A 21,182-nucleotide genomic window follows, 5' to 3' on the forward strand; every position below is an offset into this window, starting at 1 on the left:
GACTCTCGCCAATTGCAGTCCGTGACCACTACGCTCGGCAACACCATGAGCATCCACGATCGTTATCGATTGAGTGTGGTGATCAATGCCAAGGGGACGTACACCCCGCTGGGGGTGTCGAGGAGCTCCGACGGGGTGGCGGCGGCCGTCGCACAGGCATTACCTGAATTCTTCGTGATGGACGAGCTCGGCGACCGCGCCAGCGAAGCCATCGCCCAAGTGACCGGCGCCCAGGCGGGCGCCGTCGTGCACTGCACCGCGGCCGGCATCACGCTCGCGGTCGCTGCCACCATGACCGGCGGCGACCCACGGCGTACGGCGGCGTTGCCGGACGCAACGGACATGCACAACCGCGTCGTCCTGCCGGCCTGCCACGTGGTCGACTACGGGCACTCCAACCTGCAGGGCATCCGGCTCGCCGGGGCGCAGGTCGACCTGGCCGGCGACGAGGACGCGTGCACGATCGCGGACCTGGAGGCCGAGCTCGACGGGCCCGACATCGCCTGCCTGATGCTGGTGTCGTCGCGGTTGACGGCGGGTGAGCCGATTGATCTCGTGGCCGCGGTACGGGCCGCGCACCGTCGCGGCGTACCGGCGATCATCGACGGTGCGGCGCAGTTCCCGCGGATCGCGGACCTGCTGGCGACCGGCGCGGATCTGGTGCTGGTCAGCGGCCAGAAGTACCTCGGTTCGCCGACCGCCGGGATGGCGGCCGGGAGCTGGGCGCTGGTGCAGGCGCTGCGGGCGCAGGAGAAGGGCATCGGGCGGGTGATGAAGCCGACGAAGGAGGCGATCGTCGGAGTACTCGCGGCGCTCGAGGAGTGGCAGGCGTTCGACCGGGTGAAGTGGGAGGCGGACGAGCTCGCCAAGGTGGACGCGTTCGTCGCCGCGGTCGTGCGGATCCCGGGTGTCACGGCCGAGGTCGTCCCGGACCCGACCGGTCTGCAGGTGTCGCGGGTCCTGCTGCAGGTGCCTGACGCCAAACGCGTCGCCACCGAACTCGAGGCCGGTACGCCGCCCATCTACGTGATGACCGACCGCGTGGCCGACGACGAACTGATGCTGGAACTCATCCCCCTGGACCCCGACGAGATCGAAACCATCCTCGCCCGCCTGTGGGCCGTCCTGACCTGAGGCGCTGCACACAAAACGGTGGGCTGACACAGGTTATTTCCTGTGCCAGCCCACCGTTTGTTGTGCTCAGTACTGGACTCAGTGCTGGTAGGACTTGCCGTCGCTTCGGCGGCCGCCGTTGCCGTTGCGGCGCGGGCCGTTGCCGCCGCGGCTGTCGTGGCCGCGACCCGGGCGGGTGCTGCCGAAGCGCTTGCCACCGCCCTTGTTGAAGCGCTGCGGCTTCGGGGCCGGCAGCTTCACCGGGTACCCGGACGGCTTGCTGCCGCCGGTGAGCTCGGTGACCAGCTCGTCGCCCGGACGAGCCCGAACCGGCTCGGCCTTGACGCCGGCCGACTCGGCCATCCGGATCATCCCGCGACGCTGGTGCGGCAGAACCAGGGTGACGACAGCACCCTTGCCGCCGGCGCGCGCCGTACGACCGGCACGGTGCAGGTAGTCCTTGTGCTCGGCCGGCGGGTCAGCCTGAACGACCAGGCCGACGTCGTCGACGTGGATACCGCGCGCGGCGACATCCGTTGCCACGAGCACCGGAACCGAACCGTCCTTGAACTGGTCCAGCGTCCGGTTCCGCATGCCCTGAGTGAGTCCGCCGTGCAGAGCCGCCGCCATCACGCCACGGTCGCGCAGCTGCGTCGCGATCCGGTCCGCGCCCAGCTTGGTCCGGACGAACACGATGGTCCGGCCGTCGCGGCTGGCCAGCTCGGCGGTCAGCGACTGCTTGTGCGCCGGCTCGATCACCAGCAGGTGGTGCTCCATCGTGCTGACCGAGGCCTGGCCGGACTCGGTCGAGTGCTGCACCGGGTCCTTCAGGTAGGTACGGACGATCTTGTCGACGTCGTTGTCCAGCGTCGCCGAGAACAGCAGGCGCTGGCCTTCGGCCGGCGTCATGTCGAGCAGCGTGGTGACAGCCGGCATGAAGCCCATGTCGCACATGTGGTCGGCCTCGTCCAGGACCGCGACCTCGACGGCGCCCAGGTCGGCCGCACCCTGCTCGCACAGGTCGATCAGGCGGCCCGGCGTGGCGATCAGCAGGTCGACACCGCGCCGGAGCGCGTCGATCTGCTTCGGGTACGGGAGACCGCCGGCGATCAGCTTCAGCGACACGTTCATCACGTGCGCGAGCGGCTCGAGGGCGTCGTGCACCTGCATCGCGAGCTCACGGGTCGGCACCAGGATCATGCCGCGCGGACGGCGCGACTCGGTGTGACCGCCGGACAGCCGCATCAGCGTCGGAAGACCGAAGCCGAGCGTCTTACCGGAGCCGGTCTGACCGCGGCCGAGCACGTCCTTGCCGGCCAGCGCGTCCGGGATGGTCGCGGCCTGGATCGGGAACGGCGTGGTGATCCCGTCCCGGGCCAGCCGCTGCACGAGCCGCGGCGCGAGGCCGAGCGCGGCGAACTGGTTGTCGTCAGCAACAGTACCGAGATCCACCGGCTGCTCCGCCTGCTCACTCCGCCGGTCGTCCCGGTTGTTCACCCGCTCATCCCTCCGAAAACTCTTGTTGTCCCGCTCGTTGGTGTAGCGCGGCCGCTCGTCCCGGTTGTACGACGGGCGGTCGTCCCGGTTGAAGCGCGACCGGTCGTCGCGGTTGTACGACGGACGCTCGTCGCGGTTGAACCGGGGACGCTCGTCGCGGTTGCCCTGCGAACGGTCGTCGCGGTTGAACCGCGAACGGTCATCCCGGTTGTACGACGGACGGTCGCTCCGGTTGTAGGACGAACGGTCGTCGCGGTTGAACCGAGGACGCTCGTCCCGGTTGCCCTGCGGACGCTCGTCCCGGTTGTACGACGGACGGTCATCGCGGTTGAAGCGCGAACGGTCGTCGCGGTTGTACGACGGACGCTCGTCGCGGTTGAACCGGGGACGCTCGTCGCGGTTGCCCTGCGAGCGGTCATCGCGGTTGAAACGCGACCGGTCGTCACGGTTGTACGAAGAACGGTCGTCGCGGTTGAAGCGCGGACGCTCGTCGCGGTTGCCCTGCGAGCGGTCATCGCGGTTGAAACGCGACCGGTCATCCCGGTTGTACGAAGAACGGTCGTCACGGTTGTAGGACGGACGGTCGTCGCGCTTGTACGTCGGGCGGTCGTCGCGGTTGGGGCGCTGGCCGCGGTCGGCGCGCGGCTGTTCGGAGCGGTAGCCCTTGACCGGCGCATTGTCCGCGCGCGGTGCTTCGTAGCTCGGGTCCGCCGCGAGGCGTTCGCCGTACGACTGGTTCTGGTGTTTCTTGTGCCGTGGCTTCTTGATCCGCCCGTCGGCGGACTCGGGGTCGTGCTGGTGGTGCTGGGTCACGCAAACTCTCTCTCGGATTCACGGACGAATTGCCGGATCGCAGCCGCACGGGAGCGCCGGTCACGAATATGACCGGACAACAACGTGCTCAGCAGGAGACGGGCATCGACCTGCGGGTGCTATCGCGTTGCACCCATGTCGCCGGACTTTCAGCGGATGCCGAAACCGACGGGTCGGAGCGCCTGGGAACATCTCTGGTGACGCGACGCGCGCACCGACACCCCAAAAGTATAACCGATCGTGACCGCCTCCCCGACCACAGACCCGACCCGCACCCGACCGTCAGACCACCCCTCCAAGTGGTCTCCCCCCGCACTTCAAGCAAGGTTGAGTTTTTGGGACGGGGTTCTAGGGTGGCGGGTATGGGAGAGGAGAACGTCCCCAGCAAGGAGCACTGGCTCTCGATCGGGGAGATCGCGCATCGTTCCGGGGTGGCGGCGTCGGCGTTGCGCTTCTACGAGGACCAGGGCCTGATCGCATCCCGGCGTACGGCCGGCAACCAGCGGCAGTACCAGCGGAGCACGCTCCGGCGGATCGCGTTCGTGCAGGCGGCGCAGCGGGTCGGTCTCGCGCTGGCGGAGATCAAGCAGGCACTGGATTCGCTCCCCGAGGACCGTACGCCGACGCGCGCCGACTGGAGCAAGCTGTCGAAGACCTGGCGCAGCCGTCTCGACGAACGCATCGCCGAGCTCGAACGCCTCCGTGACGACCTGGACTCCTGCATCGGCTGCGGCTGCCTCAGCCTCCAACGCTGCAACCTCTACAACAAGGAAGACCGCCTCTCCACCCGCGGCCCCGGCGCCCGCCTCCTCAACGTAGGCATTCCCACCGAGGCCTAGGACAGCAGGCCGCGCTCCACCACGTCGACGAGGAGCTCGGCGGCGGCTGCGGCGTCGTACGACGGGTCGGTGAGGGACTCGGAGACGATCGCGTCGATGCCGCCGCCGATCAGCAGCGCGGCGGACCGCGCGTCCAGCTCGCCGGGGAGCCCGCGGGCGGCACGCGCCGCGGACACGAGCTCCGCGACCACCGACCAGCGCGCCTCCGAGTCGGCCGGCGACGTACCGGACGTGATCCCTTCGATGATCATCCGGACATGCCGCGGCCGCTCCCGGAGGTGCCCGATCATCGACCGGATGTACGCCGCCGGGCCCTCCGCCGGCCCTGCCGCCTCGACCGCCGCGCCGACCGTTGCCACCAGCCCCGACAGGACGTGCTCGTGCGCAGCCTCGACCAGCGCCTGCTTCGACCGGTAGTGATACAGCACGCCCGCCTTCGTGATCCCGGCCTTCTCCGCGATCCGCCCGAGCGAGGAAGCGGCGTACCCGTGCTCGGCGATCAGCTCGATCGTGACGTCGATGAGCTGCGCCCGCCGGGCCTCTTCGGTGAACGTCAGGTTCCGGCCGCGCGCTGAAGGCATGACCTCAACTTACCATATGGTGGGATCACCTACCGATCGGTTAGGAGAAGTCATGACCAAGAACCCACGCCGCCGCAAGCGCAGCCTGATCGCGCTCGGCGTCGTCGGCGCGCTCGTCGCCGGCGTCGCCTTCGTACTCCGCACTCCGTCGCCGGTCGGCCATTGGAACAGCGCGGACGGCTTCGACGACTACCGCTCGAAGTACGACGCCGCGATGCGGGACCTGCCCGCGCCGACCGCGGTACGAGACATCCGCACGGACTTCGGACTCGTCCGCCTCTACCGGTACGACGGCGCGAAACGCGGACTGCACCCGCTGGTCCTGCTGCCCGGCACGTCGTCGGGTACGCCGGTGTGGGCCGACAACCTGAAGTCGCTGCTCGAGATCACCGAGGTGTACGCGATCGACCTGCTCGGCGAACCGGGAATGAGCATCCAGGACAAGCCGATCACCTCCGACGAGGACAAGGCGGACTGGCTGGATCAGACCCTGGCGGCGCTACCGGAGAAGCGGTTCAACCTCCTCGGCCTGTCCATCGGCGGCTGGACCGCGATGAACCTCGCGGTCCGCCGGCCGGACCGGATCGCCACGGTCACCACCTTGGACGCGCCCTTCGTGTACGACGGCCTGCCGCTGAAGACCGTGATTCGCTCGATCCCGGCCACGGTGAAGTGGCTGCCGCGGTCCTGGCGGGACAGCTTCAACTCCTACACCGCCGGCGGCGCCCCGGTGGAGCACGTCCCGGTCGCCGACATGATCGAGGCCGGCATGAAGAACTACACGCTGCGCCAGCCGCAGCCGCACCGCATCACCGAGTCACAGCTGGGCGCACTGCCGATGCCGGTGCTCGCGATCATCGCCGGGCGCTCGGTGATGCACGACCCGCCGAAGGCGCGCAGTACGGCGGAACGCGCGCTGCGGACGAAGACGGTCGTGCTGTACCCGGACGCGTCGCACGCGATCAACGGCGAGTACCCGGACCGGATCGCCGGCGACCTGAAGACCTTCCTCGAAGCGCACGACCACTCATAACCCGAGGGCTATGTCCGGCATAGAACGGGCGGCTTGATACGCGGGTTAACCCGAGGGTTTTGCGGGAAGCGATGCGGAAAATCGGGAGTCTTGGGAGCATCCGAAGGTGGCGATCGGTAATCCGCCCGTCGCTATCCGCCACCGATTCGGAGTGAGGCCCTCCATGTCGCATCGCCGTATCCTCTCCAGCCTCGCGGGGCTCGCCGCCGCCGCGCTGGCCGTCCCCGCGCTGGCAGCGTCCCCCTCGACTGCCGCGCCCGCCGTCGACTCGCACAGCTCCACCGCCACCACCCGCGCGGCGTACGTCGGCTCGCCGCAGGACGAAGCCGCCACGAAGGCGTTCTACGACGCCGTGATGAAGTCCGCGAAGGCCAAGATGGCCCAGCAGGCGAGGTCGGGCCGCAAGGTCACCGCGGTCACCGTCACGTACGCCGTCGACGCGCCGACGTTCGCGTCCCAGATCTCGTCCAGCACGCAGATCTGGAACTCGTCGGTCAGCAACGTGAAGCTCGTCGAGGGCAGCAACTACGACTTCTACTACACCGAGGGCAACGACTCGCGTGGTTCGTACGCGTCCACCGACGGGCACGGCAGCGGGTACATCTTCATCGACTACGCCCAGTCGGAGCAGTACGACAAGACCCGGATCGTCGCCCACGAGACCGGCCACGTGCTCGGCCTGCCGGACCACTACTCCGGCCCCTGCTCCGAGCTGATGTCCGGCGGCGGCCCCGGCCCGTCCTGCACGAACGCCTACCCGGACTCGACCGAACGCTCCAAGGTCAACCAGCTCTGGGCCAACGGCAAGACCGCACTGCCCGGCGCAGCGTTCCACACCGCTCGCTGACCGACCTCCGGCCCGGAGCCTCCCGGCAGGGGGCGGCTTCCGGGCCGGAGCTCTACTTTGTGCACCCACCGCCCATTTTCCCGCCCCGAGAATGGTCGGTAGGTGCACAAAGTGCGGTTCAGCGGGGGCCGGTGGAGCCGCGGACGACGAGTTCTGGGCGGAACAGGAACTCTGTGTGTGGTGTGGCGTGGCCGCGGACCTCTTCCAGTAAGGACTGGACCGCGGCCAGGCCCATCGCCTGGACGGGTTGGCGGATCGTGGTCATCGGCGGGTCGGTGAACTCCATCATCGGCGCGTCGTCGTACCCGACCACCGAGACATCACCCGGTACCGAGAGGCCCCGTTGGCGGGCGGCGCGGATGACGCCGAGCGCCATCATGTCCGAGCCGCAGACGACCGCGGTGACCTCGGCGTCCAGCAACTGCCGGCCGGCCGCCTCGCCGCCCTCCACGCCGAACATGCTCAAGGCAACCATCGGCTCCAGGTCCTCGTCGGACAGGCCGAGCTGAGCCTTCATCGAGGTCCGGTACCCGGCCAGCTTCCGCTGGACGACGATGAACCGCTCGGGACCGGACGCGAAACCGATCCGGCGGTGCCCGAGCGCGACCAGATGCGTGACCGCCTGCTCCATCGCGGCGTACTCGTCCGACGACACGAACGGCGCCTCGACCGACGGCAGCCAGCCGTTCACGAACACCACCGGCAGCCGCCGCTCGACCAGCGCCTGGTACCGCTCGTGGTCCGCGCCGGTGTCCGCGTGCAGGCCGGAGACGAAGATGATCCCGGAGACGCCGCGCTCGAGCAGCATCTCGACGTACTCCTCCTCGGTCGCGCCGGACGGCGACTGGGTGCACAGCACCGGGGTGTACCCGCGCTGCGACAACGCCGACTCGATCACCTGGGCGAACGCCGGGAAGATCGGGTTGATCAGCTCCGGCATCACCAGCCCGATCAGCCCCGCGGACCGGCGCCGCAACCGCGACGGCCGCTCGAACCCCAGTACGTCGAGGGCGGTCAGGACGGACTGTTTCGTGTCCTCGGCGACCCCCGGCTTCCCGTTCAGCACCCGCGAGACCGTCGCCTCACTGACCCCCGCCTTGGCCGCGATGTCCGCCAGCCGTGCTCTGCTGCTCACGCCCGGCACTGTACCCAGGCACTGCTGACTTTTCAGCAAGATCCTGCAAGAACTTGCAGACTGCGCGTGGGTGTCCACAACGTGAACAGAACGGACACGTCACACGCCGGATACCTTGTCAGGACGAGCGCGCCAGGTGAGGATAGGCGCACTCCCCCGGCTTGGGGGGCCTTTACTCGGATCGTCCGGCACGTTCCTGCCGGTGAAGGGAAAGATCAGTCATGGCTACTGTGTCGTTCAAGGCGGCAACCCGGATCTACCCCGGTGGTGACACCCCCGCCGTCGACAAGCTCAACCTCGAGATCGAGGACGGCGAGTTCATGGTGCTCGTCGGCCCGTCGGGTTGCGGCAAGTCCACCTCGCTCCGGATGCTCGCCGGCCTCGAAGAGGTCAACGAAGGTTCCATCTACATCGGCGACCGCGACGTCACGCACCGTCCGCCGAAGGAGCGGGACATCGCGATGGTGTTCCAGAACTACGCGCTCTACCCGCACATGTCGGTCGCGGACAACATGGGCTTCGCGCTGAAGATGCAGGGTGTCTCCAAGGAGGACCGGGCGAAGCGGGTCGGCGAAGCCGCCAAGCTGCTCGGCCTGGAGGAGTACCTGGACCGCAAGCCGAAGGCTCTGTCCGGTGGTCAGCGTCAGCGTGTCGCGATGGGCCGCGCGATCGTCCGTAACCCGCAGGTCTTCCTGATGGACGAGCCGCTGTCGAACCTCGACGCCAAGCTGCGTGTCCAGACCCGCACCCAGATCGCCGAGCTGCAGCAGCGTCTCGGTGTCACGACCGTCTACGTCACCCACGACCAGGTCGAGGCCATGACGATGGGCGACCGGGTCGCGGTGCTCAAGGACGGTCTGCTCCAGCAGGTCGACACCCCGCTGAACCTGTACGACAACCCGAAGAACAAGTTCGTCGCGGGCTTCATCGGCTCGCCGGCCATGAACCTGCTGACCGCGGACATCGCCGAGGGCGGCGCCAAGGTCGGGGACTACACCATCCCGATCGGCCGCGACCTGCTGGCCAAGGCCGGTAGCGACAAGACCCTGACCGTGGGCGTTCGCCCGGAGGCCTTCAAGGTCGCCGACGAGGGCCTGCCGGTGAAGGTCGCCGTGGTCGAGGAGCTCGGCGCGGACGCGTACCTGTACGGCACCTCGGAGCACAACGGCGAGCACCAGCAGATCGTCGCCCGGATCGACGCCCGGATGACGGTCGAGAAGGGTTCGACCATCCGCCTGGCGGCCGTCCCGGACAAGCTGCACCTGTTCTCGACGTCCACCGAGGAGCGGCTCACCGCCTGATCCTCAGCAGTAGCTGTTACCGGCCCCGGGTGGTTCGTCCACCCGGGGCCGGTGCCTTTGTCAGCTGCTCCGCTCCAACCGGTCCGCCGGGTCCATGTTGGTCTGCTTGAGCAGGTAGTGCGGGCGCTTCTTGGTCTCGTAGTAGATCCGGCCGATGTACTCGCCGATCACGCCGAGCATCACCATCTGCAGTCCGCCGAGGCCGGTGATCGCGGCGATCAGCGTGACGTACCCGGGCATCTCGACCCCGTGCACGATCGCGGCCACGATCACCCAGATCGCGTACCCGGCGGCGACCGCGGTGAGCAGCAGGCCGACGTAGATCGCCATCCGCAGCGGCTTGTTGTTGAACGACAGCAGCCCGTCCAGCCCGTACTCCAGCAACCGCCGGAACGTCCACCGGCTCTTCCGGTCCGGCGGCGGCTTCACGTTGTCGTACTCGAACAGGAGCGACTCGAACCCGATCCAGGCGAACAGCCCCTTCGAGAACCGGTTGTACTCGTTCAGCTCGAGCAGCCCGTCGACCGCGCGCCGGGACAGCAGCCGGAAGTCGCCGACCCCGTCCATCAGCTCGACGTCGGCCCACTTGTTGATCAGCCAGTAGTACGCCCGCGCCGCCAGCGTCCGGGTCGCCGGGTCCCCGGTCCGGTTGCGGCGCGCGATCACCTGATCGAAGCCGCGCTCGTACTCCGCCAGCATCCGGCCGATCAGCTCCGGCGGGTGCTGCAGGTCCGCGTCCATGATCACCACGGCGTCGCCGGTCGCATACCGCAGGCCGGCCAGCATCGCGGCCTCCTTGCCGAAGTTCCGGCTGAACGACAGGTATCGCACCGACTCGTCGGTCGCTGCCAACCCGACCAGGGTCTCGAGCGTCCCATCAGAACTACCGTCGTCGACGTACACGATCTCGTACGGCCGCCCGGTCTCCTCGAGCTCGTGACTGAGCGCCTGATGGAACCGCGAGATCACCTCGACCTCGTTGTAACACGGCACCACCAGACTCAACCGCATCGTCGTCCCCATCCGCCCCGTACGTCGACCATGATGCGATTCTTGTCCAGACCAGAACTACCCGCTAGCTTTGGCGACCGGGTGAGCGGAGCGAAGGGGCGGCCAATGGCTTCCGAGGACAGTGCTGACGGAGGGACTGTCCGGCGACGATCGGCGTTACTGCCGGCCGTCGTCGCAGCTGTCGTGGTGGCGGCGGTGTTCGCCGCCTCCGGAATCATCCGCGGTACCTTTCCCTTCGGTTCGCTGTCCCGCAGTACCAACGATCTTGGCACCCAGTACATCCCCTTCTTCGCCCATCTCTGGGACGTCCTGCACGGCCAGGGCCAGGGCGACCTGCTGTTCAACTGGCAGAGCGCCTTCGGCGTCGGCTTCCTCGCGGACGTCGGGGTCGATCTCGGCAGCCCATTGTCCCTGCTGGTGGGTCTGTTCCCCCGCGACCAGATCGACCTCGCCGTCTACGTCGTCACCACGCTCAAGCTGAGCCTCGCCGCGGCCGCCATGGCCGCCCTACTTCTCAAGATGCGTCCTGGACCCCGTTGGGTTGCAGCGATCCTGGGAGTCTCGTACGGCGTCTGCGGCTGGGCACTCGACGACGGAGCCTACGTGCCGATGTGGCTGGACGGCCTCATCGCCCTGCCGATGTTCTTCCTGGTCGCCGAGTGGTCACTGCGCCGGACCAACCGGGTGCTGAGTGTGCTGGTGGTCGCCGTCTTCTGGCTGTCCAACTTCTACACCGCCTACATGGCAACGATCGCGGGTGGGATCTACCTGCTCGCCCGGCTGCTCAGCAGCGACCTCAGTTGGTCGCTGCGCCTCCGGTCGGTCGTCCGGCACGGCGTCTCGTTCGTGCTCGGCATGGCCTTGGTCGCGCCCATCCTGCTACCGATCATCACCACCAACCGCGCCGCAACGCCGTCCCCGTCCGGGATCTTCCACGCCTCGGCGATGGATCTGTTCCTGTCCCGGCTGCTGCCGCTGTCCGAGGGCGTCGGCCGGACCGCCAGCCTGTACGTCGGAACGATCGCCCTGCTGCTCGCGCTGACGATGCCGTTCAACAAGTTCGTGCCGTGGCTGTCGAAGGTCGTGTGGGTGATCACGATCGGCGCTGTCGGGTGGTCGTTCCGGTGGGCGCCGACGCAGGAGGTCTGGCACGCGTTCGACACCCCCAACGGCAGCCAGTACCGCGAGGCGTTCGTGCTCTGCGGGCTGCTCGTCGCGGTCGCGTGGGTCTCGGTCTCGTGGAAGTTGCCCGGTCCGGTCGCCCTGCTGGGCGGTGCGGTCCTGCTGGCGTTGATCGCCGTACTTTCCGACGGCAGTCCGCTGCTGACCGAGCACTGGATGGAGGTGCTGATCGCGTCCGGGGCGGTGACGCTGGTTGCGTTCGGCACCATCTGGACGTTGCGCCGGTTCCCGCGGACGCGGCGGGTGAAGTGGCCGGTCGTTGCCGCGTTCGCCGTACTGCTGGTGGTTGTGGCGGTGGAGACCACTTGGACCGCGGTGATCACGGACGAGCGACGGTCGAAGGTACTCAGCACTTCGGCGGTGCCGTGGAACGACCTGCAGACCACGCGGTACGACGCGCTGCGGGAGGTCGACGGCTGGCCGGCGTACCGGACCGAGCCGGGGACGTCGGTCACGCCGAACGATCCGATTCTGCTCGGCGGGCAGGGCGCCGGCCTGTACAGCAGCCTGTTGCCGCACTCGGTGAACGAGATGATGACCTCGCTCGGGTTCGGCTGGTCCGGGTACGGCCGCGCGGCGCGCACGCTCGACAACCCGGTGACCGACGCGATCTTCTCGGTCGGCGCCCGGATGCGGCTCGTCGACGGCAACCCGAAGATCACCCGGGCGACCGTTCCGCCGCTGGTCACGGTACGGCGCCGGCTCGACGCGGCGGTCCCGGTCGACACCGACGCCCCGAACGCGTACGCCGCCCAGGAGCGCCTGCTCGGCGCCAAGGTGTACGACGTCCCGGAGTACAAGGGCACGCGGTTCGCGACCGGTGACGTCAAGCTGGTCGCGGCCTGCACGCCGGGAAGTACGGCGTACCTCTACATGCCGCGGGTCGGCGGGCGCGCCCGGCTGGCCGATGGCGAGTGGCACGAACTGAGCTCGACACGGCGCCCGGGGATCAACACCAGCAGCGCGATGATCGAGCTCGGCGCCGTGCCGGCCAGCGGGGTCGCGCTGATCGAGGTCAACTTCGGCGACGCCCCGCAAGGCATTCCGCCGCGGAACGCGATCGGCTGCCTCGACCAGCAGGCGTTGCGCAACGCGGTCAAGAAGCTGCGGGCGACCGGGGCGACGGACGTGGACACGAGCGGTCACTCCCTGCACGCCACGCTGCCCGCGGGCAGCAAGGGCTGGGCGGTGCTCGGCGTACCGAAAATCGACGGCTGGACCTGCCAGGTCGCCGGCGGCAAGCCGCAGACTCCGCGGGACTTCGGCGGCCTGATCGCCGTACCGCTGACGGGTACGGCGGACCGGGTGGACTGCACGTTCGTGCCGCCGGGGCTCCGCCGCGGGCTGGCGGTCGGTGCGGCCGCCGCCGTCGCCACGCTGGGGATCGCATTGATCGGCGCGCTACGACGACGGCGGCACTCCAGGCTCGCCTAGTTGACGTCGCGGCGGTGGAAGACCCAACCGCCGAGGAGTACCAGGACCACGGTGAAGATCGCCAGGTACCAAGCGCCGTGCTCGAACGAAAGCGTTTTCTGTACGTAGTCGCAGAGGTAACTGCCGTCCGCACCGGTCTTGCATTCCGTCACGTAGTACTGCGCGTCGTGCCGGACGAAGGCGTCGAAGTTGAGTTTGATCAACCAGGGCTGGGCTTTCTCCAGGAACGCCGCGAAAACGCCTTCCGCCAGGACCAGGTACGCCATCACGACACCGATCGCGGCGGCAGTGTGCCGGAGCAGGAGTCCGACGATGCAGCCGAGCGCGGCGGCCAGCGCGGTCGTCAGCACGGCCCGACCGCCGATCGCGGTGAGATCGCCCCAGACCTTCCCCGTCGTATTCGAGGAATCACCGAGTCTGGTGACGATCACGAACGTTCCGAGCAGGATGCTCGCCAGCACCACGGCGGCGATCGGCACGAACCCGGTCGCGGCCGCGAGCAGCTTGCTGCCGTACACCCGCAACCGGCGCGGCTCGAACGTCAACCAGTTGCCGATAGCACCTGAACTGAACTCGGCGCCGAAGAAACTGGCCCCGATCAGGAACGCCGCGAAGGCCAGGAAGTACGACGACCCCTGCAGCAGCTCCGGCATGATCTCGGCGAAGATCGTCGGCGGCTTGCCGAAGTCCTCCGGCCGCGGCTCGGGATAGGTACACATCTCCTCGAGCTTCGGCTTCGGGTCGGGCTGCTTCGCCCAGTCCGCCTCGCACAGCTTCAGGTTCTCGGCCGCGTGATCAACCCAGTCCTTGTGCGCCATCTCGTACTGCTGCTGCGCCTGCAACTGCTCGGTGGCGGACAACGGCCGCGCCTCGAAGTACGTGGCGACCAGCAGCAGGATCGTGATCAGGAACAGGCCGAGGAGACCGACCGCCGTCAAACGACGCGCGATCAACCGACGGAGCTCGACCTTCGTCAGGCGGATCATCACAGCCCCTCGCCTTCGGTGAGCTCGAGGAACACCGACTCGAGGTCGGCGCGGACCGGGACCAGCTCGGACACGTACAGCTCCTGATGGGCGAGGCGGCGCGTCACGTCGGCGGGATCCGGCGCGCCCTCGACGAGCAGGTAGTTGCCGTCGGTACGCACCGTCATCCCGGCGGCGGTCAGGATCCGGGTCGCGGCCTCATGGTTGTCGACAGCAACCTTCACCGTTGGCGCCGTACCACCGCCGATCACCTCGGCGACCGTGCCGGATGCGAGCAACCGGCCGTGGCCGATGATCGACACGGTATCGGCGACCTGCTCCACCTCGGCCAGGATGTGGCTGCTGACCAGAACCGTCTTACCCTGCTCGCCGAGCCCGCGCATGGTCTCGCGGATCTCCCGGATACCGGCCGGGTCGAGACCGTTGGTCGGCTCGTCGAAAATCAGCAGGTCAGGCTCCTTGAGCAACGTGGCCGCGATCGCCAACCGCTGCTTCATCCCCAACGAGTACGACCGGAACCGGTCGTTGCCGCGCTCACCGAGCGACGTCTGCTCCAGCACCTCACCGACCCTGGCGCGTGGTGCGCCGATCGCCTCCGCGAGCAGTTCGAGGTTCTTCCGCCCGGTGAACGCCGGAAAGAACTTCGGCGACTCGACAATCGCCCCGATCCGCCCCACCACCTCCGGCAACTTCGCCGGCACCGGCTGATCGAACACCGTCATCGTCCCCGCATCAGCACGCACCAACCCGAGCAACATCCGGATCGACGTCGTCTTCCCCGACCCGTTAGGCCCAAGAAACCCATGCACCCCACCAGCCGGAACCTCCAGATCCAGCCCCTGCACAGCCACCACCTTGCGCCCCCGCAACGTCCGATACGTCTTGCGCAACCCCCGCGTACTGACGGCCAGCTCGGACATCCACACCCCTCTCGTCCCACTCGTCTCTCAGCAGACGCACAGCGTGACAGGTTTGTTCAGCGATCGCATTCCTCCGCGGTCTGACCGCAAGTACGGCCGTGGGTGGATGCGGTGAGGGGTGGATGTGGTCAGCCCCACGCGGGCTGCGCGGACGCTTGCTTCGTCGCTGCGCTCCTCACCGCGTCCGCTCCGCGCGCTCCCACCCACCCTCCGGCTGGCGCCGGCATGCTTCCGGCTGGCGCCGGGCCGCGAGCTAGCGCTCGCAGTGACTGCTTGGTGGACGTACTACATGGAGCTAGCGTGGTGAGTGGTGCATGTGAGTGAGGCGATCCCGCCGCCAGCCGAGCGTCAGACAGCCCGGAGCGCGTCCTCTAGGCCAACCACAGTCCCTTCGCCGCGGAACCGTCGCCGCAGCTCTTGGTCCAACTCGCTCGCGATCATCCGCAACTGGTTGCCCTACCTCCACGCTCGGGTCGTATCTCCCATCGCCTTCCGGCGTTATCTACGACCAGGAGCCACTCGACCGGGCACGTGAGCGGGGGCGTGCGGGCGCTGTCACCACGGTGAGCTCCGTGTAGTGCGGCCACCAAGCAGTCGCTGCGAGCGCCAGCTCGCTATTCCGGCGCCAGCCGGGGAGATGCCGGCGCCAGCCGGAGGGTGGGTGGGTGGGAGCTCGCGGAGTGGGCCGCGGGGCTGACCACATCCCCTCCCCCAGCATTCTACAGATACCCCCGGTTGGTATGTGCTCGGGACTTGCGTTCTATACCCGGAGGGGGTAACTTCTTGGGCGTGGAGATACCCCGGAGGGGTAGCTGAGGGCGAGAGGATCGCGAGATGGCCAGCGACGAGGGACATGTGCACGGATATACCGCCGAGAAGAGCAGTCATCTGAAGCGGTTGCGGCGGATCGAGGGGCAGGTTCGGGGGCTGCAGCGGATGGTCGAGGAGGACAAGTACTGCATCGACATCCTGACTCAGGTGTCCGCGGCCACGAAGGCGTTGCAGTCGTTCTCGCTGGAACTGCTCGACGAGCACCTGTCGCATTGCGTGGTCGAGGCCGCGCAGAAGGGCGGTCCGGAGGCCGACGAGAAGGTTCGGGAAGCCTCGGACGCGATCGCCCGCCTGGTCCGCAGCTGACGATCTCCCATCACACCCCGTTTCGAGCAAGGAGCTTTGATATGAGCACGACTACGACGTACTCCGTTTCCGGTATGACCTGTGGGCACTGCACTTCGGCTGTTACCGAGGAGCTGAGCAAGCTTGTCGGTGTGCAGGGCGTGAAGATCGACCTCGTTGCGGGTGGCACCTCCGCGGTGCATGTGACGAGTGAGTCCGCTCTCGACGAGGACGCCGTACGCGACGCCGTCGACGAGGCGGGTTACGAACTGGCCGCGTCATGAGCCGGGCCGTCGCGCTCCGGCTCGGCGCGTTCGCCGGTGCGGTGGTGCTGGCCTTCGGGGCGGCGTACGGCATCGGCTCCGCGGTCGATCCGATCGCGGCGGCCGAGGACACCTCCGGGGCACCGGCCCACGGAGAGGAGATGGGTGGCATGGAGCAGCCTGCAGGCACCTCGGAACACGGCGGACACGAGTCGGCCGGGCAGCTGCCCGGACTGGCCGTGTCGGATGCCGGCTACACCTTCGCGCCGGCGAAGACGTTCTTCACCAGCGGCGCGAAGACCGAGCTGCGCTTCACGATCCAAGGACCGGACGGCAAGCCGGTCACGAAGTACACGAAGACCCACGAGAAGGACCTGCACCTGATCGTGGTCCGGCGGGACCTGTCCGGCTTCCATCACGTGCACCCGACGCTGGCGGCGGACGGGACGTGGAGCATCCCGTTCACGTTCACCGCCGGCGGGACCTGGCGGCTGTACGCCGACTTCCAGCCGGCCGGCCACGACAGCACGATCACCCTCGGCACGGACGTGAACGTCACCGGGCTGTACGTCCCGGTCCCGGTCGCCGAACCGGCGAGCGTCTACAGCTTCGACGGGTACGACGTGACGCTGCAGGGCACCCCGGTCGCCGGCAAGGAGGCCGAGCTGACGTTCACGATCAGCCGGGGCGGCAAGCCCGTCAAGGACCTGCAGCCGTACCTGGGCGCCTTCGGGCACCTGGTCTCGCTGCGCAGCGGGGACCTCGCCTACCTGCACACCCATCCGGCGCAGGAAGCGACGGCGGGGATGAAGGGCGGACCGGGGATCACGTTCGCCACCACCTTCCCGACCGCCAGTACGTACAGCCTGTTCCTGGACTTCCAGCACGCGGGCAAGGTCCACACCGCCGAGTTCACCGTCAAGGTGAGCTCCACCGGGACCGCGATCGTCCCGCCGACCGCCCTACCGACCGCAACTGCCGCGCCCCAGACCCCTGGGCACGCCGAAACGCCCCACGGCCACTGAGAGGAGGCACTTCATCATGACCAGCACCGAGCCCGGTCAGTCCGTCGAACTCATCATCGGTGGTATGACGTGCGCCTCGTGCGCCGCCCGGGTGGAGAAGAAGCTGAACCGGATGGACGGTGTCACCGCGACCGTCAACTACGCCACCGAGAAGGCGAAGGTGACGTACGCGGACGGCATCTCCACCGACGACCTGGTCGCGACCGTCGAGAAGACCGGCTACACCGCCTCGCTCCCGACGCCCGCCGTCGAGACCGAGGACGATGCACCGGACGAGCTGAAACCCCTGCGGGAGCGGCTGATCGCGAGCATCGTGCTCGCGGTGCCGGTGATCGCGTTCGGGATGATCCCGGCGCTGCAGTTCGAGTCGTGGCAGTGGGCGTCGCTGACGCTGGCGTTCCCGGTGGTGACGTGGGCGGCCTGGCCGTTCCATAAGGCCGCCTGGACCAACCTGCGGCACGGCGCCGCCACGATGGACACGCTGATCTCGCTGGGCGTGGTGAGCGCGTTCTTCTGGTCGCTGTACGCACTGTTCTTCGGTTCCGCGGGTGAGCCCGGCATGAAGATGCCGTTCACCCTGATCCCGTCCCGCGGCAGTGGTGCGGAGGAGATCTACCTCGAGGTCGCGGCCGGCGTCACCACGTTCATCCTGGCCGGCCGGTACTTCGAGGCGCGGGCGAAGCGCCGCTCGGGGGCCGCGTTGCGGGCCCTGCTCGAACTCGGCGCGAAGGACGTCGCCGTACTGCGGAACGGAACGGAAACCCGCATTCCGGCCGACCAGCTCGTCGTGGGTGACGAGTTCGTCGTCCGGCCGGGCGAGAAGATCGCGACCGACGGCGTGGTCGTCACGGGCAGCAGCGCGGTCGACGCGTCGATGCTGACCGGCGAGTCCGTGCCGGTCGAGGTGGCTCCTGGTGACGCGGTCGTTGGCGCGACCGTCAATGCCGGCGGCCGGCTGGTGGTGCGGGCGACGCGGGTCGGTGCGGACACGCAGCTGGCGCAGATGGCGCGGCTCGTCGAGGACGCCCAGAACGGGAAGGCCGCCGTACAACGCCTGGCCGACAAGGTGTCCGGGATCTTCGTGCCGATCGTGATCGGGCTGGCGCTGGCGACGCTCGGTTTCTGGCTGGGCAACGGTTCGCCGCTCGAGGTCGCGTTCACGGCCGCGGTCGCCGTACTGATCATCGCCTGCCCCTGTGCGTTGGGTCTGGCCACGCCGACCGCGTTGATGGTCGGGACCGGTCGCGGCGCGCAGTTGGGCATCCTGATCAAGGGGCCGGAGGTGCTCGAGTCCACGCGGCGGGTCGACACCGTCGTACTCGACAAGACAGGCACCGTCACCACGGGCCGGATGGAGTTGGTCGACGTACTGCTCGCTCCTGATCAGGACCGGGCCGAGGTACTGCGGTTGGCCGGGGCGCTCGAGCACTCGAGCGAGCACCCGATCGCGCAGGCCGTCGCCCGGGCCGCGGCTGCCGAAGGACAGCTGCCGGAGGTCGAGGACTTCGGGAACGTCGAGGGCCTCGGCGTGCAGGGGATCGTCGACGGGCACGCCGTACTCGTCGGACGGACGCGGCTGCTGGAGGAGTGGAGCCAGTACCTGCCTTCGGAACTGGCACACGCGAAGGAACATGCCGAGGCCGAGGGCAGTACGGCGGTTGCGGTCGGCTGGGACGGGCAGGCACGAGCTGTGCTGGTCGTCGCGGACACCGTGAAGCCCACGTCCGTGGAGGCGATCGCTCAACTCAAGTCGTTGGGTCTGCGGCCGGTGCTGCTGACTGGCGACAACGAAGCGGTGGCGACGAAGGTGGCCGGTGAGGTCGGTATCGACGAGGTGATCGCCGAGGTCCTGCCGGCCGGCAAGGTCGACGCGGTGAAGAAGCTGCAGGACGAGGGTCGTGTGGTCGCGATGGTCGGCGACGGCGTCAACGACGCGGCAGCTCTCGCTCAGGCCGACCTCGGGCTGAGCATGGGCACCGGCACCGACGTGGCGATCGAGGCGAGTGACCTGACGCTGGTGCGTGGTGATCTGCGCGCGGCCGCGGACGCCATCCGGCTCTCCCGGAGCACGCTCCGTACGATCAAGGGCAACCTGTTCTGGGCCTTCGCGTACAACGTGGCCGCCCTCCCGCTGGCCGCCGCAGGCCTACTGAACCCGATGCTCGCCGGAGCCGCGATGGCCTTCAGCTCGGTGTTCGTGGTGTCGAACAGCCTGCGACTGCGACGGTTCCGCCCGCTGAGCTGATCCAAAGAACGAGAGTTGACTTCTCAGCGACGGGGCTGACAGGCGGCTGCCAGCAGCTCACCCACGAGGTCGAAATCGTCTGTGGCGAAAGAGTTTCCAGCCACGGCCGCCAATCGGTCCAGCGACCAAGGGCGTTTCCGCTGGAACCAGAGATCGACATGCTGGAGGGCATCGGCTGCGAGTTGAGGGCCGGCGCCCTCCAGTTGATTCAGCACAGCACGCCGACAGACAGGATCCAGAGTCAGCCGGCAGATGTCCCACAGGTCGGTTCCGGCCTTGGCGCTGCCACGATTCATGATGGATTGCAGCTTCATCGTCACCAACGGGCCTGGTTCGGCGATTGTGGTTGCTACGCGCACCAGTTCCCGGCGCTCCGAGCCCAACACCGAGATGGTCACGTCCGTCGCCGAGTCCGCTGCCCAGGCATGCGAGCCAACGTGCAAGCGATCACCGGCATCGTCGCTGGGCCTGTCCAGCTCGTACTGATTCACCTCCAGCACATCGACACGGACCTCACCGAATCGCGTCGGCAAGGTGACAGCAGCCGGCTCGGCAGGACTGGTCTCCTCGCTCTTGCGGAGAATCTCCAATTGGCCGGCCTGGCCCTCTGCTCGTCGATCCACAATGTCGAGGTCCAGCGTTGCTCGATGTGCACTGCTGAGTCGTGCCAAGACGGCAAGGCCGCCGACAACGATCGGCCTGCTGCCAGTCAGTTTCCCCACGGCGGTCACAGCATCCACGACCGCAGCCATCGTTTCGCCGACCAGTACGACACTGTTACCAGACACGGGGCCAGTCCCTCGGGGTCCAGTCGCCGAGGATCTCCTGTCCCCGACCGACGTCCTGGGCCAAGTCCAGAGCCACGAACAGCGGATGCGTTGTCGGCCACTCGAAATAGTTGTCCGGCGGTTCGGTGCGAGACGTGCACGCCGCGGGCACCGGCGCAACCGCAACCGTGCAGCGCGCCAGATCGGCCGAGGGCGCCGTTCCCAGCAGCCTTCGCGCCCGATGGACGGTCGTTGCGTCCGGGACATAGAAGTCGAGTGGCTGGTCCGCCCGGACAGCAACCGGGGCGCCCAGAGCAGAAGCCGCCGCGGTGCCGCGCAGCGCCCAGCCCGGGCCGTCGCCGACCTGGTCGAGTCCCAATCCGAGAGGTGCCACCAGTGGACCTTGGCCAGGAGACGGCGGCTCGAGGAGATACTCGATATCGGCAGACCAGCGGTCCGCCAAAGCCCAGAACAAGCGCTGCCCAGAAACGGCGTCCCCCTCGATGTATCGACTTTCCCGAAAGGCGCTCAACACCTCCGACACGGTGCTCACCGACCTGTTCAGTTCGCGCGACAGCGTCCGGACGGCCGGCTTCCGCTCTGGATCCATGAGCAAGGCGGCGGCCAGTTCGCGTCCCGCCTTTCCGTTCAATGGATCACGTCTGCCGGCACGCCGTTCTCGAGGATCAACGTCTGCCTCGATGATCAGACCAGGAGCATGCAGACTAAGTCGCCCCCGGAGGTCCAGATATCCGACGTTCGCCCGCGCCAACTCCGTCCGCGCCGTCCGCGTCACCTGATCCGCCACTACAAAGACGATCGAGGACGTTCCCGTCTGCATGCTCTGCTTGAGCAACCTCTGACCGTCGACCACGAAACGGTGGGCGACCTGGTCATTGACGAAGGCAGCCCGCTTGATCTGCAGGCTGACAGCGGCTCCGTCCGGCTCAATGACCAGATCCACGCCCCGATCAGGTTCGCCGTGCACCATCTCGGGCGGCATGACGTCGACGTCGACATGCGCGAAGGCGTCTCGAACGACCATCTCGAGTTCGTCCATGAATCGAGATTAAC

The 21,182-nt window shown here is 68.1% G+C and carries 18 protein-coding genes; 10 read left to right on the top strand and 8 right to left on the bottom strand.

Going from position 1 to position 21,182, the window contains the following annotated elements; translation table 11 throughout:
* Positions 1 to 45 precede the first annotated feature (45 nt).
* The gene (locus tag E0H92_RS41080) at positions 46 to 1,134 is read left to right on the top strand and encodes an aminotransferase class V-fold PLP-dependent enzyme (protein ID WP_131460541.1); all 1,089 of its coding nucleotides are present in this window, start codon (positions 46 to 48) and stop codon (positions 1,132 to 1,134) included.
* 78 nt (positions 1,135 to 1,212) lie between these two features.
* Here the strand turns inward: E0H92_RS41080 and E0H92_RS41085 are convergent, their stop codons facing one another.
* Positions 1,213 to 3,423, bottom strand: a complete 2,211-nt coding sequence (locus E0H92_RS41085) for a DEAD/DEAH box helicase (protein ID WP_131500126.1) — start codon at positions 3,421 to 3,423, stop codon at positions 1,213 to 1,215.
* Between the two features lie 362 nt (positions 3,424 to 3,785).
* On the opposite strand from E0H92_RS41085, the gene soxR reads away from it, so the two are divergent.
* Positions 3,786 to 4,262: a redox-sensitive transcriptional activator SoxR gene (gene soxR / locus E0H92_RS41090; protein WP_131294015.1), complete on the top strand. Its 477-nt coding sequence runs from the start codon at positions 3,786 to 3,788 to the stop codon at positions 4,260 to 4,262.
* Here soxR and E0H92_RS41095 read toward each other — a convergent pair.
* Complete coding sequence (locus E0H92_RS41095) at positions 4,259 to 4,843, bottom strand: TetR/AcrR family transcriptional regulator (RefSeq protein ID WP_131500127.1); 585 nt, start codon at positions 4,841 to 4,843, stop codon at positions 4,259 to 4,261. The two genes, soxR and E0H92_RS41095, sit on opposite strands and share 4 nt — an antisense overlap.
* A 52-nt stretch (positions 4,844 to 4,895) precedes the next feature.
* Here E0H92_RS41095 and E0H92_RS41100 point away from each other — a divergent pair, with 52 nt between their 5' ends.
* Entirely contained in the window at positions 4,896 to 5,876 is a 981-nt protein-coding gene (locus E0H92_RS41100) for an alpha/beta fold hydrolase (RefSeq protein ID WP_131500128.1), read from the top strand.
* 163 nt (positions 5,877 to 6,039) lie between these two features.
* On the top strand, positions 6,040 to 6,723 hold the full coding sequence (gene snpA, locus E0H92_RS41105; protein WP_131500129.1) for a snapalysin: 684 nt from the start codon (positions 6,040 to 6,042) through the stop codon (positions 6,721 to 6,723).
* A gap of 118 nt (positions 6,724 to 6,841) precedes the next feature.
* Here snpA and E0H92_RS41110 read toward each other — a convergent pair whose 3' ends face one another.
* Complete coding sequence (locus tag E0H92_RS41110) at positions 6,842 to 7,858, bottom strand: LacI family DNA-binding transcriptional regulator (protein ID WP_131500130.1); 1,017 nt, start codon at positions 7,856 to 7,858, stop codon at positions 6,842 to 6,844.
* Positions 7,859 to 8,079: 221 nt separating this feature from the next.
* Here E0H92_RS41110 and E0H92_RS41115 point away from each other — a divergent pair, with 221 nt between their 5' ends.
* On the top strand, positions 8,080 to 9,159 hold the full coding sequence (locus E0H92_RS41115; RefSeq protein ID WP_131500131.1) for an ABC transporter ATP-binding protein: 1,080 nt from the start codon (positions 8,080 to 8,082) through the stop codon (positions 9,157 to 9,159).
* A gap of 60 nt (positions 9,160 to 9,219) precedes the next feature.
* Here E0H92_RS41115 and E0H92_RS41120 read toward each other — a convergent pair whose 3' ends face one another.
* Positions 9,220 to 10,170 carry a glycosyltransferase family 2 protein gene (locus E0H92_RS41120; protein WP_131460548.1) on the bottom strand — a complete coding sequence of 317 codons (951 nt, stop codon included), beginning with the start codon at positions 10,168 to 10,170 and terminating at the stop codon, positions 9,220 to 9,222.
* A gap of 105 nt (positions 10,171 to 10,275) precedes the next feature.
* On the opposite strand from E0H92_RS41120, the gene E0H92_RS41125 reads away from it, so the two are divergent.
* Positions 10,276 to 12,786, top strand: coding sequence for a YfhO family protein (locus tag E0H92_RS41125; RefSeq protein ID WP_165550262.1), 2,511 nt, complete (start codon positions 10,276 to 10,278; stop codon positions 12,784 to 12,786).
* Here E0H92_RS41125 and E0H92_RS41130 read toward each other — a convergent pair.
* Together E0H92_RS41130 and E0H92_RS41135 are read right to left on the bottom strand one after the other, a co-directional pair.
* A complete protein-coding gene (locus E0H92_RS41130; protein WP_131500133.1) occupies positions 12,783 to 13,772 on the bottom strand; it encodes an ABC transporter permease subunit in 990 nt (329 codons plus the stop codon). The genes E0H92_RS41125 and E0H92_RS41130 overlap by 4 nt on opposite strands.
* Positions 13,772 to 14,692, bottom strand: coding sequence for an ABC transporter ATP-binding protein (locus E0H92_RS41135; RefSeq protein WP_131500134.1), 921 nt, complete (start codon positions 14,690 to 14,692; stop codon positions 13,772 to 13,774). The genes E0H92_RS41130 and E0H92_RS41135 overlap by 1 nt, the downstream gene beginning before the upstream one ends.
* Before the next feature lie 834 nt (positions 14,693 to 15,526).
* Here E0H92_RS41135 and E0H92_RS41140 point away from each other — a divergent pair.
* Genes E0H92_RS41140 through E0H92_RS41155 form a run of 4 tightly spaced genes read left to right on the top strand, consistent with a single transcriptional unit; the run spans position 15,527 to position 19,341 of the window.
* Positions 15,527 to 15,829, top strand: a complete 303-nt coding sequence (locus E0H92_RS41140; protein WP_202871073.1) for a metal-sensitive transcriptional regulator — start codon at positions 15,527 to 15,529, stop codon at positions 15,827 to 15,829.
* Between the two features lie 41 nt (positions 15,830 to 15,870).
* Positions 15,871 to 16,092 carry a heavy-metal-associated domain-containing protein gene (locus tag E0H92_RS41145; RefSeq protein WP_131460552.1) on the top strand — a complete coding sequence of 74 codons (222 nt, stop codon included), beginning with the start codon at positions 15,871 to 15,873 and terminating at the stop codon, positions 16,090 to 16,092.
* Positions 16,089 to 17,096, top strand: coding sequence for a hypothetical protein (locus E0H92_RS41150; protein WP_131500135.1), 1,008 nt, complete (start codon positions 16,089 to 16,091; stop codon positions 17,094 to 17,096). Before E0H92_RS41145 ends, E0H92_RS41150 begins: the two co-directional genes overlap by 4 nt.
* A gap of 16 nt (positions 17,097 to 17,112) precedes the next feature.
* A complete protein-coding gene (locus E0H92_RS41155) occupies positions 17,113 to 19,341 on the top strand; it encodes a heavy metal translocating P-type ATPase (protein ID WP_131500136.1) in 2,229 nt (742 codons plus the stop codon).
* Between the two features lie 23 nt (positions 19,342 to 19,364).
* Here the strand turns inward: E0H92_RS41155 and E0H92_RS41160 are convergent, their stop codons facing one another.
* Together E0H92_RS41160 and E0H92_RS41165 are read right to left on the bottom strand one after the other, a co-directional pair.
* Positions 19,365 to 20,129, bottom strand: a complete 765-nt coding sequence (locus E0H92_RS41160) for a prevent-host-death protein (protein WP_238173819.1) — start codon at positions 20,127 to 20,129, stop codon at positions 19,365 to 19,367.
* Positions 20,119 to 21,168 carry a transcriptional regulator gene (locus tag E0H92_RS41165; protein WP_131500137.1) on the bottom strand — a complete coding sequence of 350 codons (1,050 nt, stop codon included), beginning with the start codon at positions 21,166 to 21,168 and terminating at the stop codon, positions 20,119 to 20,121. The genes E0H92_RS41160 and E0H92_RS41165 overlap by 11 nt, the downstream gene beginning before the upstream one ends.
* Positions 21,169 to 21,182 lie beyond the last annotated feature (14 nt).

Source organism: Kribbella speibonae, assembly GCF_004331375.1.
In the GTDB taxonomy this organism is placed as follows: Bacteria; Actinomycetota; Actinomycetes; order Propionibacteriales; family Kribbellaceae; genus Kribbella; species Kribbella sindirgiensis.